General features: G+C 48.2%; 12 protein-coding genes. 3 read left to right on the forward strand and 9 right to left on the reverse strand.

The features are described 5' to 3' along the window. Positions 1-35: 35 nt before the first annotated feature. The 6 genes from K2G41_RS02750 to K2G41_RS02775 form a co-directional block, all read right to left on the reverse strand. Positions 36-5,735 (reverse strand): alpha-2-macroglobulin family protein, encoded by a 5,700-nt coding sequence (locus tag K2G41_RS02750; protein ID WP_300114083.1) that lies wholly within the window; start codon positions 5,733-5,735, stop codon positions 36-38. Positions 5,736-5,878: 143 nt separating this feature from the next. Then, positions 5,879-6,349, reverse strand: a complete 471-nt coding sequence (locus tag K2G41_RS02755) for a Spy/CpxP family protein refolding chaperone (RefSeq protein WP_300114086.1) — start codon at positions 6,347-6,349, stop codon at positions 5,879-5,881. 55 nt (positions 6,350-6,404) lie between these two features. After that, entirely contained in the window at positions 6,405-6,875 is a 471-nt protein-coding gene (locus K2G41_RS02760) for a hypothetical protein (protein WP_300114087.1), read from the reverse strand. Between the two features lie 112 nt (positions 6,876-6,987). Continuing rightward, the gene (locus K2G41_RS02765) at positions 6,988-7,548 is read right to left on the reverse strand and encodes an RNA polymerase sigma factor (RefSeq protein ID WP_300114090.1); all 561 of its coding nucleotides are present in this window, start codon (positions 7,546-7,548) and stop codon (positions 6,988-6,990) included. A 228-nt stretch (positions 7,549-7,776) separates the two neighbouring features. After that, a complete protein-coding gene (locus tag K2G41_RS02770) occupies positions 7,777-8,559 on the reverse strand; it encodes a porin family protein (protein WP_300114585.1) in 783 nt (260 codons plus the stop codon). An 82-nt stretch (positions 8,560-8,641) separates the two neighbouring features. Next, positions 8,642-9,778 carry a PCMD domain-containing protein gene (locus K2G41_RS02775; protein WP_300114092.1) on the reverse strand — a complete coding sequence of 379 codons (1,137 nt, stop codon included), beginning with the start codon at positions 9,776-9,778 and terminating at the stop codon, positions 8,642-8,644. A 358-nt stretch (positions 9,779-10,136) separates the two neighbouring features. Here K2G41_RS02775 and K2G41_RS02780 point away from each other — a divergent pair, with 358 nt between their 5' ends. Then, complete coding sequence (locus tag K2G41_RS02780) at positions 10,137-11,579, forward strand: calycin-like domain-containing protein (RefSeq protein ID WP_300114094.1); 1,443 nt, start codon at positions 10,137-10,139, stop codon at positions 11,577-11,579. 172 nt (positions 11,580-11,751) lie between these two features. Here K2G41_RS02780 and K2G41_RS02785 read toward each other — a convergent pair whose 3' ends face one another. The 3 genes from K2G41_RS02785 to K2G41_RS02795 all read right to left on the reverse strand — a co-directional run bounded on the left by K2G41_RS02785 (position 11,752) and on the right by K2G41_RS02795 (position 15,762). Next, a complete protein-coding gene (locus K2G41_RS02785) occupies positions 11,752-11,988 on the reverse strand; it encodes a hypothetical protein (RefSeq protein WP_300114096.1) in 237 nt (78 codons plus the stop codon). A gap of 102 nt (positions 11,989-12,090) precedes the next feature. Beyond that, positions 12,091-12,606, reverse strand: coding sequence for an outer membrane beta-barrel protein (locus K2G41_RS02790; protein WP_300114098.1), 516 nt, complete (start codon positions 12,604-12,606; stop codon positions 12,091-12,093). A 150-nt stretch (positions 12,607-12,756) separates the two neighbouring features. Further along, positions 12,757-15,762 carry a putative LPS assembly protein LptD gene (locus tag K2G41_RS02795; protein WP_300114100.1) on the reverse strand — a complete coding sequence of 1,002 codons (3,006 nt, stop codon included), beginning with the start codon at positions 15,760-15,762 and terminating at the stop codon, positions 12,757-12,759. 292 nt (positions 15,763-16,054) lie between these two features. On the opposite strand from K2G41_RS02795, the gene crcB reads away from it, so the two are divergent. After that, positions 16,055-16,435 (forward strand): fluoride efflux transporter CrcB, encoded by a 381-nt coding sequence (gene crcB, locus K2G41_RS02800; protein WP_300114102.1) that lies wholly within the window; start codon positions 16,055-16,057, stop codon positions 16,433-16,435. A gap of 134 nt (positions 16,436-16,569) precedes the next feature. Continuing rightward, complete coding sequence (locus tag K2G41_RS02805) at positions 16,570-17,040, forward strand: Lrp/AsnC ligand binding domain-containing protein (protein WP_300114104.1); 471 nt, start codon at positions 16,570-16,572, stop codon at positions 17,038-17,040. The last annotated feature ends 17 nt before the right edge of the window (positions 17,041-17,057 follow it).

The following is a 17,057-nucleotide window of genomic DNA, read 5'->3' on the forward strand; positions in this document are numbered from 1 at the left end:
TTTAGTTATGCTGTTTTGCCTCAGTCTATACTATACTAATTCTTGATTTTCAATTCCTCTCCCGATGTATGGGCGGTAAACTGGGGGGCATACTGGCTCTGGACAGTGGCGACGCCGGAAGCGAAGATCCCGGCATTGTTGACCCATACGTCGTAAGTAAGAATGTAAGTTCCCTTGGGAAGATGGTCAATGAACAGGCGGGTCGAAGAGTCGCGGTTTTCACGATAGAAACAGATCCCTTCTGCAAAAATCGGAGTCGGGAGCTGTTCCACCGGTTCGTAACATGCCGGGCGTTCGTCGATAACAGTCACATAATCTATATCACGATCCACACGGATAGTGAGTGTGACTGTAACTTTGTCACCGATTGTGAGTTCATCGGTATATTTTCCGTTTGCCGACAGACGTTTCTCGATCGAGAGTTCGGGGCAGTCATGTGCTTTGACCGAGGTCATCGAATCGGTGTAGAGACAGTATAATGCACCCCATGCCGGCGTGTCACTGACACGGCTCACTTTCAGTCCGCCTTTAGGTTTCTTGTCGAACTGTAGCGGTGTACGGAAATAACCTGTCATCCGCTCTACATTATCCGGTTCAAGTTTCTTACCTCCGACAGAGACCTGTGCGCTTTGAGCGGGTTCAACCCATTTGGGCGAAGTCGATAATATGGCGGCGATGGCTGCTGACGTTGTCATAGATGTACCCCAGTCCTGAGCCTCTTTCTGTAGGATGAGCCACTGGCGGATACGGTCGATCTCCTGACATCCCGGCTCTATGGTGGCGAAGGTCTCAAGGAGCATGGCGGTTGTTCCGATCTTACCCATTGACCATACAGTCATATCGTCAAGAGACGGCCACCACATACCTTTGACCGGAGTGTATTCCGAGTATTCGCGTAGGGATGCAAGGATGGTTTTTGCAACGGAAGGATAGGAGTTGCTGAAAAGAATCCGGGCATAGATACCCTTTTCAAAGACGGATGCCTTTTTCCATCCGGCGAGAATGCGTTGTGTTGTGGCATTTATGATGGATTTGTCAGGAGCTGGAGCACCGGACATGCCGTTGAAACGACTACGGAGATAGACGTAAAGAGTGAAATCCGATTCAGGATACTTCCGATAGGTTTCCTTTGCTTCAGAGTCGATCCATCCTAAGGCAGAGTTGATCATAGCGGAAAGATCCGCTGATTCGGGCAGAAAACCGAGTTCATATAAGTGACCGAAAAGCAGGAGTACATTTTCAGTAGCCCATACCGAAGCCTTTTCGCCATACGAATTCCATGCCCAGCCACCGTTGTCGCGGACAAGTTTTTTCAGCGTTGCGATGTTGGCTTTCATTGTCGAATTTACCATTGCCTTGTCAAACAGAAGTGCGAGGCGGTTCATGCGTTCATTATCATTCTTGGCATCAAGCATCCAAGGTGTGGATGCAAGGAGTATCTGTTTGAGATCCTCGTTGCGTTCGAGCATGGATGTGAGCACGCCGTCGCTGCGGTCACTTTCTTTCCATTCCTTTAGGGCGAGACTGATCATGGGATTGGCTCGCAGGAGGCCGTCGGCTATTGCGGCCGAGAAGATAGAGGCGGCTGCCTCGTTGGCGGTCGAAGCCTCGATGTCAAGCAGACCGGGCAGAGCTGTGACAACATACCATGTCGGATTTTCGCAGAATTGGAGTGTTAGGCGTGCATCTGTCGGAATCGCGGGCAGATCCATGCTGAAATTCTTCTCCTCAGGTGCGATATAGAAAGGATAGGTGTCAATGACAGGGCTTACTGCCGGAAGTACGGGAAGCAGTGTCTGCTCACCGTCCGAAAAACGGTCCGTGGATGATTTGACACGATAACCGATAAAAGGAGCATCTGTCGGGGCGGTGAGATTGACGCTAACGACAGCTGACCCTCCGGCCGTGATAACATCGGTCCGGACAAATTCGCTCACAGTCTTACCATCAGCGACGTTGAAAATCTCGACGCGGGTTTCGACGTTCTGCTCACGGTCACTACCGTTCATCACGGATGCCGGTATGACGACGGTGTCGCCGGCGCGCAAGAAGCGTGGAAGATTAGGCTGGACCATCACAGGTTTGCTTGCTATGATCTCGGATGAAAATGAAGTTGACATTAGGGAATCAGTATATGCAAGCGCGCGGAATCCCCAAGTAGTATTGGCGTTCGGGACGGTAAACGTGAATGACAGACGGCCATCAGCATCTGTGGAAAGCATTGGTCGGAAGAATGCCAACGGGACTTCCCTGTCACGATAGGCGAAATTATTTTCAATAGATTTCATGTCATCGGAAGCACCGCTTTCGGTGGCCGCTTCTTCATCCATAGCAGTGTCCGTACTTGCGTAGTCTGCTTTAATGGCTGCCCCTCCGGTGTCGGCAATAGAGGCCGACGTTAACTGGACTGTATTAAGTACCTCTTCGACGACAACTTCTTCGGAATGCTCGCTGACAGCATCAAAGGTCGCGACAGCACCATTGGCTGCAGATTTTTTCATCATGAGTGCACCCCTTAGGCGTAATCTACTGGGATAAAGCGAGAGTCCGTAAGTATTGAAGTCCGGTTGGAGGAGGGGAGTGGTTGAAAGATACTTTCCGGGGAAATATGAAGCAGACGTAGTCACACGGGAGTTCATTTCAGGTTGATTCCAAGAATAATAGTAGCGCGGACCTTCTGTGAGGGGATTGAATGACCATGAGGATGTGGCGAGGGCGTCAAGAGCCGTGTTGTACATATCGAGTATCACGGCGGCACTCTGACCATGATCGGTCATGTCGGTTACTCGGAAAGTCCAAGTCTCCTCGCTTCCGGGAACGAGACGGTCGCGGAAAGACTCGGTTATGAATTTCAATCCTTTGACAGCTTTATCAGCTGTGACATTTATGACGGCAGTGGCCGAACGGTAGTTGCCGGTTACAGCTATCTGCATTGTTGCCGATTCCATATCAGACGGGAGGGCAACAGGAAGTGTCGCCATACCTCCTGCTGCACTTACCCATTTCTGCGATATGATTTTATTGCCGTTATGGATAGTGACGAGCAGATTGGTCGGACAATCCACCGCATAGAGCCATCTTGCCGATCCGTCAGGGCCGAGAGTGACTTTGTCTGACGGATACCAGAGGAGTGTGCCCGAAAGTGGAGTCGCTTTATCGGTCGGACGATAGAGCACTGTACTCTGGTTCACCGTTTCCGCCATCGACGGATCAGAGAGTGAGAAACGGATGTCATATTTGCCGGAAGAAAGTGACGAGAGATCAATTTCTGGAGTGGATGCGGTCAGCCGTCCGGTGAGAACAGCGGAAGAATCGCGCACGACGGCAAAATCTACCGGCATGTTGACAGTTGAGTCCTGATAATTGACCACTTTTGCCTTGATGACTGTTGTGGGTGCGCTTATGTCGATATTTTCAGGAACGGAGGTGCGGATTATGTAACGGTTACCCGTCGAGAAAACCGTTGAGGCTGTCTGTGATTCTCCGGCAGGTGAAAGGGCTGTGACGCTTGCGCTGAATATAGCATCAGGGATCGGAGAGATAGCCAGTAAGTCCTTAGGAATAGTAAATTCGATCTTTCCTGTTGAATCCGTCCGGCCTATGAGTGTCTGAAACTTAACTCCCGCACGGCGTTGCCACCACCATCGTGCTTTCGGAGAGGCTGAAAGATCAAGGGTGAGCTGTGCATCGCCGACAGGGAATCCGGCGTAAGTCTCTACATGGCCGCGCAGAGTGACATCGCCTTGGGCAGGATAATCCTTTTCAACCGGATCGAGTATGATTCGGAACGTCGGGAGCTTGTAATCCGACACCATGAAGCTCACAGGATCGGAATAAGAATCAATTGAAATGCAGAAGCGACCCGTAAGACAGTCTTTGGGTATGGAGAAAGTACCTGCGACTCGTCCGAATGCATCGGATTTGATTTTGAGTGTATCGATGGGCTGATAACTTGCGTCACGCAGCACGACGGTAATTTCTTCTGATATTACCGGGCGGTGTTCCTTGCCTTTGTATTCATAGACTACGGCCATCCAATCGACACTGTCGCCGGGATGATAGATCGGTAAAGATGAGTAGCCGGAGGCTGCTTTCTGCCATTTATCCTCGCGCGAGGACTGATTTGCTGAATATATCCATACCGGTGAAGCGAATTTGTCACTGTTTTTAGTCATAAAGAGATTTCCTTGAGCCTTCACGTCAAGACTTCCGTCCTTGCCGGTAACGCCGATTTGGGTCAATGCTCGGTTTGAACTGCGACGTGCATCATCAAGGCTGATGACTGCACCTGCGACAGGTGCGCCTGTGAGTGCGTCGAGAGCCCAAGCGGTACTTTTATCAAACATGGACGCTGCGAGACTGTAGCGGGTGACATTGATTTTGTCATACCATCTGCGTGAAGAAGGAGTTACCCCGTCAATCGTCGGGATAGCGATATAGTTACCTGCCTCCGGGAAGGAATAATCGAGTGTGATATCTGTCGTAAACGGAATCTCACTTCCGGCAGGAGCGGAGAAGGGGAGAACAGCGACCGGAGCCTTATTCGGGAGTCCGGTGCAGTTGTAGGAACGCTCGGTTATCGGAGAAGATGATACATTATATATGTAAATTTTTCCGCTCTTTACATTTGTCGATTTTATGTTCAGCTTGACCTCGGTTTTAGGGGCGACAACGTCAGGATAGCTTACTGTCACCACCTGCTCTTCGAGACTGCGGCGGATATTAAGAAGTTCGTTTTTGCGTGCGTAAGCCGGGAATGTGTTTATGTTATGATTGATTGATGAATATAGCCATCTGCGGTTCGTCTCGGTCACAGGTGTGGCTATGAGGACATCGCCGGAATATTCCGAACGGATATTTTCATCATAGAGTGACTGCAGAAGTGAATATTTCCGTTCAGGAAGTTGACGCATATCCTCGTCAGATGACGTATAGATGTGTGAACTTACAAAATCTACTCGTTCGATGTCGGTATTGATGTATGGTGCAGAACCTTTGGGATGGAATGCAAGTAGCGAGGCATAGATTTCAAGTATCTGTGCCACCGTAGGATCATATTTTGAGAAGGGGAGAGTCAGATAGATGTCACGGCGTATCAGCAGTCCCCAAGGAAGCACTGATTCGATACGTCCGCTGGATTTAAGAAGATTGAGTGACTGGCCAGCCACGAAGTCATAAAGAGTGGGGTAATATATCTCGGTCATGCGCCGGGTTATGGTTGATGATTTCCCTGATCCACGGCTACCGTCAAGATCGATGACAGAAGCGTATGTGCTGATCGGTGCATCCTTCAATTGCTGTCCGTAAGTGAGGGCACTGCTGACAAGCGCACTGATCCGCGAACGGAACTGCGCCCCGCTCCATTCGTTGATATCAGCCGGTAGGGGTGTCAGCGGCAGATCGCGTGAATCGAACTTCCAACGTGAACTGTTGTAGGTGGCTGAGTAAATGTCGGCCTGCAGGGTCAGGAGCATGGCTTTTAGCAAGGGATCGGCAGAAGCAGTGCAGATACTGTCTATGCGGTTCAGAACAGGCTGCGCGTTTTCATTGCTTATGCTTGTCTGCGCGAGATAGTAGTCGAGTAGCGCACGTAGGATAGCCGGCCCGTCAGCCGCAGCAAGAGCTTGTTTGAGTGACTTTCCCGCTTCAGCACTTACAGTTTGTGGATATGCGAAGTCGGGACGTTGAGGAGTGCTTGCGTTCATTTCAGTATTGGAGAGTAGGGATATGAACATAGACAGTAGGATAAGGATTCTACCGATACGCATGAGTGAAAACTATATTTAAGGTGTGAAATTATATGAATAATGTGACTGACCGTAAGTTTTAGGGCAGCCACATTAAATAGTTATCTTGACATACGGTGTCGAGATATGTCTTATTTCGTTTTCCGCTGTGTGCGGTGTTGTTTCATCAGCTGCCGTGTGAAGTCCCGTTCGGCATCTTTCAACTGGAAGAGCTGCTTAGGTGTAAGGATCTGTTTAAATTCCTTGAAATACTTCATTTCGATATCGTTTTCTCGACCTTTAAGTTCATAGAGTGCCTCGGCGGCTTTCTCATATTCGAGGTCGGTAACTTTACTGTCCTTCTTTGAAGTATTGCGGTAGAGCTTCTCAGTCTCGGCCTGTGTCTTCCGTATCTCTTCATCCATTGAGTTGTAGAGAGGGATGAACTTGGCCTTCTGCTCATCCGTCAGGGCAAGTTTTTTAGTAATGAAGTCGTTCTTGAACTGCTGCATTTCCTTCATCCATGCTTCACGCTCCCGTCCGGATGGACGCTGAGCCTGCGCACTGAAGGGAAGGAGGATAGCGGAAAGAACGAGGATGAGGGATAATGCGATTCTTTTCATTGATGATTCAGGTGTTTTTTACTGTATATGGTAATGGGGAGAGGTGGGAGAAAGGTCAGATTTCTGATAGCGGAAATTCGGGATTGTCAGGAATTTCAGTGGAATCGGTGGTCATGTCGATGAGCTGGTCGTCATAATCAGCCGGGTTGAAACCTGTCTGATACAGATCCTCCATCAGTTGATAGTCATCGACCTCTCCTTCATTCATGAAATATTCGTTTATGAAGTGATCGTTGCTCATGGCGGCTGACAGGACAGGATTATTGTCAATCGATAAACCGTAGGAGTCAGTGCGCATGAGATCAAACATCTTCATCATGCACCACACGCCCATGAACATGGCTGCAAGATAGATGTATGGGCGGATACGCTGCCAAACGGAGCGAGGCAACACTTTTGGCTGCGGCTTCTCCCATTCCATTTGCGGAAGCGATGCGGTCATTTTGGCTGCGAAATCCTCGAAATAGCCGTCAGGGACAGTCATTCCATCGTTTCGGTTGACCTTTGTGAGTATATCATCTTTCATTGGATCAGTTTTTGAAGCTTAAAATTTTGTCAGTCAGATTAGATAGTTGAGTCACCGCTCAGTGTACTTTTTGAGACTTGTTATGATTTAGACTCGTATATATGACGGAAGTTTAATCGCTGTCCTCGAAAAATTGTTCGATTTTTTTTACGGCGAGATGATAGGACGCTTTCAGTGCTCCGACCGAAGTACCCATGATTTCCGACATCTGTTCGTATTTCATGTCGTCATAGTAACGCATGTTGAACACAAGTCGCTGTTTTTCAGGGAGTGTAGCTATCGCCTCACGCAGTTTGAGAGCGAGAGCGTCACCGTCGATATTGGTGTCGGCATGGATCAGGGCAGCCACGTGTGACTCCTCGTCATCAAGCGAAAGTCCACGACGCTTCTTCTCCTTTTCAAGGAACGTGAGACTTTCATTTATCGCAATTTTATAAAGCCAAGTGGATAGGCGTGCGTCACCACGGAAATTCTCGATGTTCTGCCAAGCTTTCAGGAATGTGTTCTGGAGTACATCGTCGGCATCTTCGTGTGACTGCACCGTACGGCGTATCTGCCGGTAAAGAGGCTCGGAGTAAAGTCTGATTACTTCACCGAAAGCCTCACGGCAGGTCGAGGGGTCTCTCAACCGTGCAACAAGTCTTTCGTCATCAAGATTTGCCTCTTTGCTCATGTCGGTAACAGTGTAAAGCTATATGTATTGTTATTAACAGTGATAATGCTCGGATTATAGATACGGACGATCAGGAATATGTCAACGTAATCCGAGTCCGGGCTTTATGGTCTGTATTCATGTCTGCCATAAGACAGGCATCTGAATTCAGACATCACCTCTACAAAAGTATTAAATAATCCTTTAAAACAGGTAATAAAAACGCCTAATAGTTGTTAATACGATGAATCAGAATACATAACTGAAACCAAGATTCAGGTATATGGGATACATGTTGAAGGTCACTGTCTTGAATGACTTGTTAAAGATGTCATTCAGTCCCCATGTGAGATTTGCGTTGATGGAGAGACGGTTGAATACCCTCCAAGCTCCTCCGCACTGCACTCCCCACTGAAATTTACGCAGGTCATCGCCGAAGTCGTATGTGGCGCGTGCATCATCTTCAAATGAGACCTTATTACCGGTAGGATCACCTTCACGCAGATAGCCCTCATAGACATAGCCGTCAAAATCATTGCTGAAGGCGTATGCGATATACGGGCCGAAATTGACTTTCCAACGGTTGTTGATCCGATAGACTGCATTGATGGGCACGGCCAGCTGTTGTGAATGGTACTTGGTCTGCACGCGGCCTGTCCATTTACCCGAAAGCTTTTTGCCGTCCTGAATGATGGTCATACCGTAGTTCTTCACTGTGGCGTCTGTCTCCATTCCTTTGGTCTCGAAACGCAGCCCGGCACTGATGCCCCACTTGCTCTGCTTCGATTCGGGTCCGAACCATTTTGTGACCGTAGTACCGATCAGAAGGTTCAGATGCGGGCTGTAGGAATTGATCTTTCTGATTTCTGCCGGTAATGGGAGAGGCGAAGCCCCACCTATATTTATACCTGCATTGATTTCATATTCGAATCCGAGCAGCACGGATTTGTCGATGTCGCCGGGACGGTCTGTCTGCGCTGAGAGCGACAGGGTTGAGAGAGCGATGACCGCAGAGAGGATATATTTTTTGATATTCATGATTGTTCTGATGGTTTGAAGATGTGATATTGACTCTCGATTGTTACTGGAGGTGTGGCAGTGTCGTAATATCTGCCTACAGGCATGTGATCTCAAGTTCATCCACAAGCAGCGTGCTGCCGACTGCCCCGGCAAAGTAATCACCGTCGATGCTCGATGACATGACAACAGTAATGCTGTAGCGTCCGTTGGCGAATTTTTCAGGATCAATCGTTGCTCCCTGACGGAACACGAATGGCAGACGGAAATAGGTCCAGTCAGGTGTCGATTGACGCTGCTCTTCTGATAGACGTGCCACCGCTATTATGTTAGGGTTATCATCCGAGAGGACATTCGATCCGTCAAGCCATTCCATGTCTGCTGTTGATTCGAAGAACACTGCATATATGTTGCATTCATCAACCTTACCTTCGACTGTTTCCAGTTTACCGGCATCGTTGAGTTTCTGATATACTTCTCCCGGAGTGTAGCGGTAATAACCGCTGAAATATCGGGGAATATTTGTGAACGGCGTGCCGAATTGGGTTGCTTGAAGCGGACTTGCCACAGCTATGGTGACATTGAATTTCCCGATAAAAAGATTGCCTGCAGCCAATGGCTTTTTCACCATCGCACCCCACGGACCTGTCGAGCGGGTGATCATTTCAACACATTTTCCCTTATAGCCGTCCGATGTCTGGAAGGTCGGATAGGAGTCTGCGCCGGCTGTGCCGTTTGTCAGAGCGAATCCGGGATTTCCGCTTGCCCAGAACATGGTGTCTTTGCGGTTGGTGGTCTCGTTTATGCTGACGTCAAAGAATTCATCATAGCTGCCTCCCTGTGAGGTTTTGGCAAGTTTGACATCCTCGAATCCGTATTTGAGATTGATGGCATTGTTGCTCTGCACGGTGACGGTGTAGGTCTTGCTCCATTCGCCATCTTCCGAGGTGACGACGTAAGTCTGCGGATCGGTGAAATCACGCGCGGTTCCACTCGGCGGTACGATGGTCGCTCCCGGAGTGAGTTCGAATTCGGGAGCGAGGTCAGAGATATTGATATGATTTTTTACGATAAGTGTGACCTTGTCATTCTCGATTATAGGTGCACGGTTGAGGACATCGCCGGGAAGTGTGACGGCAATTATATCACATTCAGCGTTGAGGGGTTCTTTCTTGATACATGAAACAGTGGCAAGCATGACCGCAAGGGTCATTAACCAATTGATAGCTCTCATAAAAAATATGGTTTGTTGGAGTGAGAAGTAGTGGACGGTGCAAAATTACTAAAAAACATGCATCCGTAAGACTTTTCGATTGTTTTTTAGCTGCAAAATTGGAACATTCATCCATAAAACTATTAAAAATCTACGATTTTAAATCATGATATCTAAATAATACTTAACTTTGTGCCGGAAAAAGTCAACAGTCACTTCCTGACTGCATCTCACGTTTATAGGAAAACAGCGATAGATGTCAATATTGGGTGTGGATTATGTCTGATATTAAAAACGTCACCCCATTTCCACTCATGAGTGTCGAATCTGTGAATCCGGTTATTGCAACTTTCTATCAACTAATTATAATCATTGTTTTATGAAATCATTTTACACGACTTTAATTGGCTCAATGCTGATCAGTCCGTTGTGTTTCAGCGCGTTTGCGCAACAGCAGCTCCCCAATGCCGATTTTGAGGGCGAGTGGGTTGACTGCAAGCCTTGGACTTTCTATGCAAGTGACGAAGAGCACGTAGGAAAATTAAGCGAAGTAGTCGTAGGTGCTAATCCCAAGGGTTGGGTTATCTCAAATGTGGCTGGTATGGCCTCCTTTTACGAGGGTACACCCAATGGCCTTGGAGCTACTCAAGTGGGAGATTCTATCGAAGGATACAATTCAAAGTATGCTGTAAAGCTTGTCAATACTCCCAATCCGTTTATGGATGCACAGATTGTGCCTGCTTACCTGACCCTCGGCACAAGCTGGTCAACGGCAAATCCGGTAATGGATTTTTCAGATGGCTTCCAGATCATTATTAATAAGAGTGATGGCGGCGCGTTCGGTGGTATGAGCTGCACTGATCGTCCTACAGGTATTGAGTTCATGTATAAGCGTAGCCGTGGTGAGGACAAACCCGCAGAGAAATCGACCGTCGTTGCCTATCTCTGGAAGGGTCACTGGACTCAGAAGGATGTCCCCGCGATCGTTTATATGGCCGGAGATCCCATCTATGCCGATATGGTTGACCGTGACCGTTGCATTCTCGGAATGGACATGACCGGTTGTCAGGGTGGTGAGGTAACCAAGACTGACGATGCTGAGCTTATCGCCGTGATCAATGCTGAAATTACAGAGGATGCCGGAGAATGGACCAAGTTCTCGGCTCAGTTTGACTACAAGTCAGATGCTACTCCTGAAATGATCAATATCGTGATCGCAGCCGGTGACTACTTCGGTGGTGCTTCTGTTGTCGGTAAGGACAATACTCTTATCGTCGATGATGTGAAGCTTACTTATGGAAACACTTCTTCCAGCTATCCCGGTTATCTGAATGTAGAAATGAATGGCGTGAAGATTGCTGACAATCAGCCTTCTAACATCGAGATCACTCCTACCGGTGACAATAAGTGTACATTCCTTCTTCCCAACCTCACTCTTGTGATGGGCGATTCTCCTATGCCCCTCGGTGATATCAAGGTGGAGGATGTGACCATGACCGAGGAAAACGGTGTCACTACCTATGTCGGCGAAGTAAAGAATATGGCTCTCATGGGTGGCACGATCACTGCTGATGTCAACATCAACGGTACGATCACTGCTTCCAACGAAGTTAACATGAAGATTGATGTCTTATGGATGGGTACACCTATCAACGTCACCTTCACTTCTCAGAACTCAGCAATTACTTCAGTCGCTGTCGATGCTGATGCTCCTGCAGAATACTTCAACCTTCAGGGTCTGCGCGTGAACGGTGGTAATCTTACTCCCGGCATCTATATCAAGCGTCAGGGCAATCATACCGTCAAGGTAGTTGTGAAATAAGTTTTATCCGATAATCCGGTTCCGGGTTTCCAGAAGTAAGGTCACCCGGCACCGGTTGTTGCAGTCTGAAATAAATTACGGGGAACAGTGTGAGTTTCGGTCACGCTGTTCCCCGTAATTCATTCCTTATTATCGGAGTTTGTTATGGAAAGTGTTCAATTGAGAATTTCCATTACTGCTGTGCGTATGACAGGATGGTCGGACTTTCGACATCGACTCCATAATCCTGTGCGCGTTGCAAAATTGCACGTGCGAGTTTTGGCTTGAGATCTTCCGGACAATAGCGGAAGTATGCTTCGGCAGCGCGGACGTGTGCCGCGTCAGGCATAGGATACTCTCTGCGTTCAGGCAGACCATAGACGCTGTCCGGGAGTTCCTTGCGTTCTTCAGAAGTAAGAATATCACTCATGATATATGTGTGTTTTTAATAGTAATGTTCCTATAGATAGGATAGGTGTTGAGATGTCCTTTCAATATTTTCCGGAAAAGCTGTCTCAATTCCTGTTTGTTATCAGAAATTGAAGCGTGCGCCCACCTGAAGCAGACCCTGAGCACCGAATCCGAGTTCGCCGAAGATGCTTGTCACGCGTGAGAGGCCGACTTCAGCTCCGAGCGGAGAAGCCTGAAAGGCGAAATAAGCCTTGTTCTTTGACCAGTCGTCGCCGGCCATGTGTGAGATATCCACACCGACACCGAGGTGTGCGTAGAGTGTCACGATGCTGTTGCGGTAATAGTCATAACGGCCATTGAGCATGATGACGTGGTAATAGGCGTTCGCGTCATCCGAATGTTTGTAGCTTGCGCTTGAGAAGGTGTAACTTGCGCCTAAGTACATGCTGGGTGCTACCTTGAAATTCACACCTGCGGTGAGTGCGCCCCAAGCGTTGTTCATTGATCCCCCGTCGTGCATATCCGTAGCGTCCATTTGGGTGTAGCCACCGTAACCGATCTGGAATTGTGCTTTCTGAGCATTTGCGCCAAGGGCTATCCCAAGGACAGCACACATGATAAGAAGAATTTTTTTCATCACTGATGGATTTTAAGTGAGTAATAGTTGAATGTAAAAAGGTTGTAGCCTCGCAGACGGAGGAATAAAAAAAATAGTGTGACCGAGCCGGTCACACTATTTTAACAATAAGATTATTGGAAAAGTTTAACGTTAAGTTTCGGATTGTCGTTAGTACCACTTGACACCGTTTGAGTAGGACGAGCGTTTGTCATACTTCAGATCGGACAGAAGCGATGACTTTACCGATATGTGGAAGTTGTAACTCTTGTAGGGACCTACCGGGACGAAACTTGCGTTCATGGTGAAGCAGTGCATGTCGCGCGATATATTGCAGTTCATGTACGCAAGCTTTTTGGTGTCGAAATTATAGCTTGCGGAGAAACCTAAGTTCCAGTTGCTCGTCGGACGGATATTGCCGGAGAAGGAGAGGTTCTGCGTGATCTTGCCTTTGTATTCGAGCTTCTTGTAATCAAACTCGCCGTATCCGTAATTGACGGAGTAGTTGAATGTCAGATTCCAAGGAATGGACCATACCATGTAGCCGTCATCGTCGAACTGCATTGATGAATCTTTCTTCTTCTTTCGTTGACTTGGAGCCTGATAGTCGGATGTGGCATCGGCGAAATCCTGATCCATCGAATTGCGGTCGTTGGACTTGTTTTTGTCATCCTTCTTGTCATCTTTATCCTTATCCTTGCCGAAGAGTTTCTTGAATGTGTCGTTATTGAACGTGTAGCTGAACGAAGTACCCGTGCTTGAAAGTTTACCCCAGCCTTTGCCTTCGGAAATGCGCAGCTTGTTGACACGCACAGGATTGCCGGAGGAGTTGAGGGCGTAGGTATAGACATCCCATGTTGCCGAAAGGTTGAGGTTGAAATTCTTGACCAGACGGAGCATGATGGACGTGTTGAGGTTCGAGAACCTCATTGAGTCAGCTGCGAAGTTATAACTTTGCGAGAGGGAGAGATTCTCGATGAGCGAGATTTTCTTTTCACCGATCGAATCATTGTCTGACCGCACTTTCATCTCAAGATTATTGGCGAGAGAGACACTGAGTGCTCCTGTCTTGCCCTGTCCCGGAACACCGAAGAGTGAGTTGGGATAATAAGAATAGGTACGGGTCATCATCTCACCCTGTGCGTTGGGATACTGGTAGCTGCCATAGTAACCGAAGAAAGGTGAGGCGAAGTCAGGCGCGCCGGAGAATGAGATTGTAGGCGTGAGCACGTGGCGGATCATCTTCACCTTATTGCCGAGGAAGGGGAGGGGCTGGAAGAAACCGTAGATCTTGGTGTCAAGCGCGACTGACGCGTTGAAGTCCCATACGTTATAGAAGTTGTAAGTCGTATCGAGCACTTCGGCTGATGCATTTGGATCCCACTGACGGCGTACTTTCGTGGTGTACATGCGGTCGGTGAGGCTGACTGATGGCGTGAGATTGAAGTACTTGAACAGATTGAACGTTGCACTGATTGGAATGCTGTGACGCATACCGTTGCGCCAGTCCTTGATAAGACTTTTCTGGAAGAACTCGTCCTGCTTGGCGGTCAGGGAGTTGTTGAACTGACCGGAGTAGGAGAGTTTGATTTTTTCATACCATTTCTCTTCGCCGACTGCTCTTTTGCGCTTGAATGGATAGACCTGCGACATGGTGAGCGTGAAGTTCGGGAAGGAGACCGCCAGTGTGGAGTCCTGAGAGCGTTGAGACACGTTGGCGGTCGTCGAGAGTGACCATTTCGAGTTGGGGAAACGGTAGGTCATGTTGACGGTGCTACTCTTGGTGTTCTGGGTGAAGTCCGTAGCGTTGTAGTATGAATTAATGTTGTTTCGTGTATAGCCGCTCGTGGTAAAATTCACGCTTGCCGAAAGGCTCATGTTGGGATTGGCCTTTGAGTCCTGACTGTGACTCCAGATGACTTGGAAGTTTGTGGCTTTCGAGTAGTCGGGCATACCCTTGTCGCCGGTTACGGTTTTCAGGTATGAAATGTTAAAATTACCGGAGTATTTGTAGCGTCTCACATAGCGCGATTCCGCACGCAGACCCCACGACCCAAGTGTGTATAATTCACCTGTGAGCGCGAGATCTATATTCGGGCTTATGGCGAAGTAGTAGCCGCCGTTGCTCAGATAGTAACCTCGGTTATAGTCGTCACCGAAGCTTGGGAAAATGATACCTGACGAGTATTTCTCCGAGAAGGGGAAATAGCCGAAGGGTACGGCGAGAGGCAACGGGAGACCGGCAAGCACGAGATAAGCCGGTCCGGTGACCACGTCTTTGCCGGGACGGACCTTTGATTTTGTGAGCTGGAAGTAGAAGTGGGGATCATCATGATCATCACAGGTTGAATAGCGGGCGTTCTGCACGTAGAATTCATCTTCTCCAACCTTCTTGCTCTGACCGCCGGTAAGATAGCCTTCGCCCTGCTGTGTACGGAGGTTTGTGATGAAGGCTTTCTCGGTCTTGAAGTTATACTCCATTGACTCCGCCTCGTAGCTTGTGCCGTTGTCCTCGAAAATCGGTTCGCCGAATGCGTCGCCGATTGAATCCACACCACCGTAAGCATGGACGGTGGAATTGTCAAGATTCATGGCTATGTTCTGCGCATCGAGTTTGAGCTTGCCATATTCGATCTTGGAGTTGCCATACATGTAGGCATTGTTTTGACCGATAAGCACCATTGAATCCTGCGATGAAAAATCGACAGGGTTGTCAAGATCAACCTTCGTACGCACGATCTTTGACTGCTTTTCACGCGCGGCGAGGCGTGTGCGGCTCAGGCGCCTGCGATTCATCGTGTCGGGTATGTAGCTATGGCGGGTGATGGGCGAGGAGATTGAGTCTTCATCCATTGCGGATGAGTCCGCCAATATTTCCGTGAGCCTGCCGATACCTGTCGCGGCAACTGAATCGGCTGAATAAGTTTCTGCGTCCGGAACTGGCATGATGAATGAATCAGATGTGGCTATAGGCCGGGGCAGGGGACGTGAGAGGATGTCGGGCGTGTCGGCAGACAACCTTTCCGACAACACACGATTCGTCGCCGAATCGATGCCTGTCTGGATCTGACCGGTGGTGACCGCAAGCGATTCCGGATCGACCGGACGCGTGAATGCACCCATCGAGAGGGCACACAGCAGCACTGTGACTATTATGTAAATGTGAGAATATCTCAAATTTGCACTATTATAGTGATTGGATGAGGTTTGGGAAAATCTGTGCAAAGATACATCATTCTTCTAAAATAGACAACCTGACTGAGTGGTTTGTGATACTTAATTAATGTGAATGTGGAGACCTGATTTTAACATTGTGGTGGGGTGGGGAGGATGTCGCGGACGCATCTATGGCATTGCTGTCGGCCTTGAGAAAGGAGTGTGTCGGACAGGAATAAAATAATTTGGCGTTTGGCGACGTTAAATAAATGGTCTGACAATTGTTAAAAATCAGCCGGATATTCTTCATATTATGCTTAAAGAGCTTTTGATTGCAGGTTGCGGTGGCTTTGTCGGTACTGTCGGCCGTTATCTACTGTGTAAATGGACATCTTCCATCTGGCATGGATCTTTCCCTATTGGCACTTTCCTTGTCAATATAATAGGCTGTTTCATTATCGGTCTGTTTTTCGGACTGATAGAACATTCCAAAGTGTTGACTCCGAGTCAGAACGTACTTCTCATTACCGGTCTCTGCGGAGGTTTCACCACCTACTCTTCTTTTGCAAACGATATGTGGATGCTCGGATCGAAAGGTGATTGGACCACGTTTACTCTTTATCTGACGCTTAGTGTTGTGATCGGTATTCTCTGTGTATGTGCCGGACGAGCCGTATTTGTCGCTGAAAGGTAACATATTGTAAAGTTCCGGTCGGATGTTTAAGATTTTTTATCGGATTGTTGCCGATTTTTGTGTAACTTTGCAGTGTCAAAACTATCACTTTGACAAAAACGATCTAAAATTCTTAAAACAATATAATAGTAAAGATGTCACGACAAACTTTCGATGCTCTTGATTTTAAGATCCTTGAAATGCTCTCCAATAATGCGCGCAAACCTTTTCTGGAAATTGCACGTGAGACCAATGTGTCCGGAGCTGCCATTCATCAGCGTATTCAGAAACTTACTGCTTCCGGAGTGATCCGTGGGTTCGAGACCATTATTAATCCCCCTTCGGTAGGTTACGAGACCTGTGCCTACATAGGTTTTATCCTCAACGACCCGACAAAGTTCGATGAGGTCGTAGAGCGTCTGAAGGCTATTCCGGAAGTGGTTGATTGCCACTTCACAACCGGCCACTATGACATCTTCGCAAAGATTTTTGCCCATAACAACGCTCATCTTCTGGAAGTGATCCATAAGAAACTGCGCCTTGGATTTGGACGTACGGAGACCCTCATTTCATTCAAAGAAGTGTTCAAGCGTCCCATACCCATCCAGCCGGGCAATGACGAATGACACCCGTGTGACCCGAT

The organism is Duncaniella sp., from assembly GCF_029056165.1.
In the GTDB taxonomy this organism is placed as follows: Bacteria; Bacteroidota; Bacteroidia; order Bacteroidales; family Muribaculaceae; genus Duncaniella.

Excerpts from the sequence above, each read along its gene's own strand:
- K2G41_RS02750 (WP_300114083.1), bottom strand. The coding sequence starts at position 5,735 with ATGTTCATATCCCTACTCTCCAATACTGAAATGAACGCAAGCACTCCT.
- K2G41_RS02755 (WP_300114086.1), bottom strand. The coding sequence starts at position 6,349 with ATGAAAAGAATCGCATTATCCCTCATCCTCGTTCTTTCCGCTATCCTC.
- K2G41_RS02760 (WP_300114087.1), bottom strand. The coding sequence starts at position 6,875 with ATGAAAGATGATATACTCACAAAGGTCAACCGAAACGATGGAATGACT.
- K2G41_RS02765 (WP_300114090.1), bottom strand. The coding sequence starts at position 7,548 with ATGAGCAAAGAGGCAAATCTTGATGACGAAAGACTTGTTGCACGGTTG.
- K2G41_RS02775 (WP_300114092.1), bottom strand. The coding sequence starts at position 9,778 with ATGAGAGCTATCAATTGGTTAATGACCCTTGCGGTCATGCTTGCCACT.
- K2G41_RS02780 (WP_300114094.1), top strand. The coding sequence starts at position 10,137 with ATGAAATCATTTTACACGACTTTAATTGGCTCAATGCTGATCAGTCCG.
- K2G41_RS02785 (WP_300114096.1), bottom strand. The coding sequence starts at position 11,988 with ATGAGTGATATTCTTACTTCTGAAGAACGCAAGGAACTCCCGGACAGC.
- K2G41_RS02790 (WP_300114098.1), bottom strand. The coding sequence starts at position 12,606 with ATGAAAAAAATTCTTCTTATCATGTGTGCTGTCCTTGGGATAGCCCTT.
- crcB (WP_300114102.1), top strand. The coding sequence starts at position 16,055 with ATGCTTAAAGAGCTTTTGATTGCAGGTTGCGGTGGCTTTGTCGGTACT.
- K2G41_RS02805 (WP_300114104.1), top strand. The coding sequence starts at position 16,570 with ATGTCACGACAAACTTTCGATGCTCTTGATTTTAAGATCCTTGAAATG.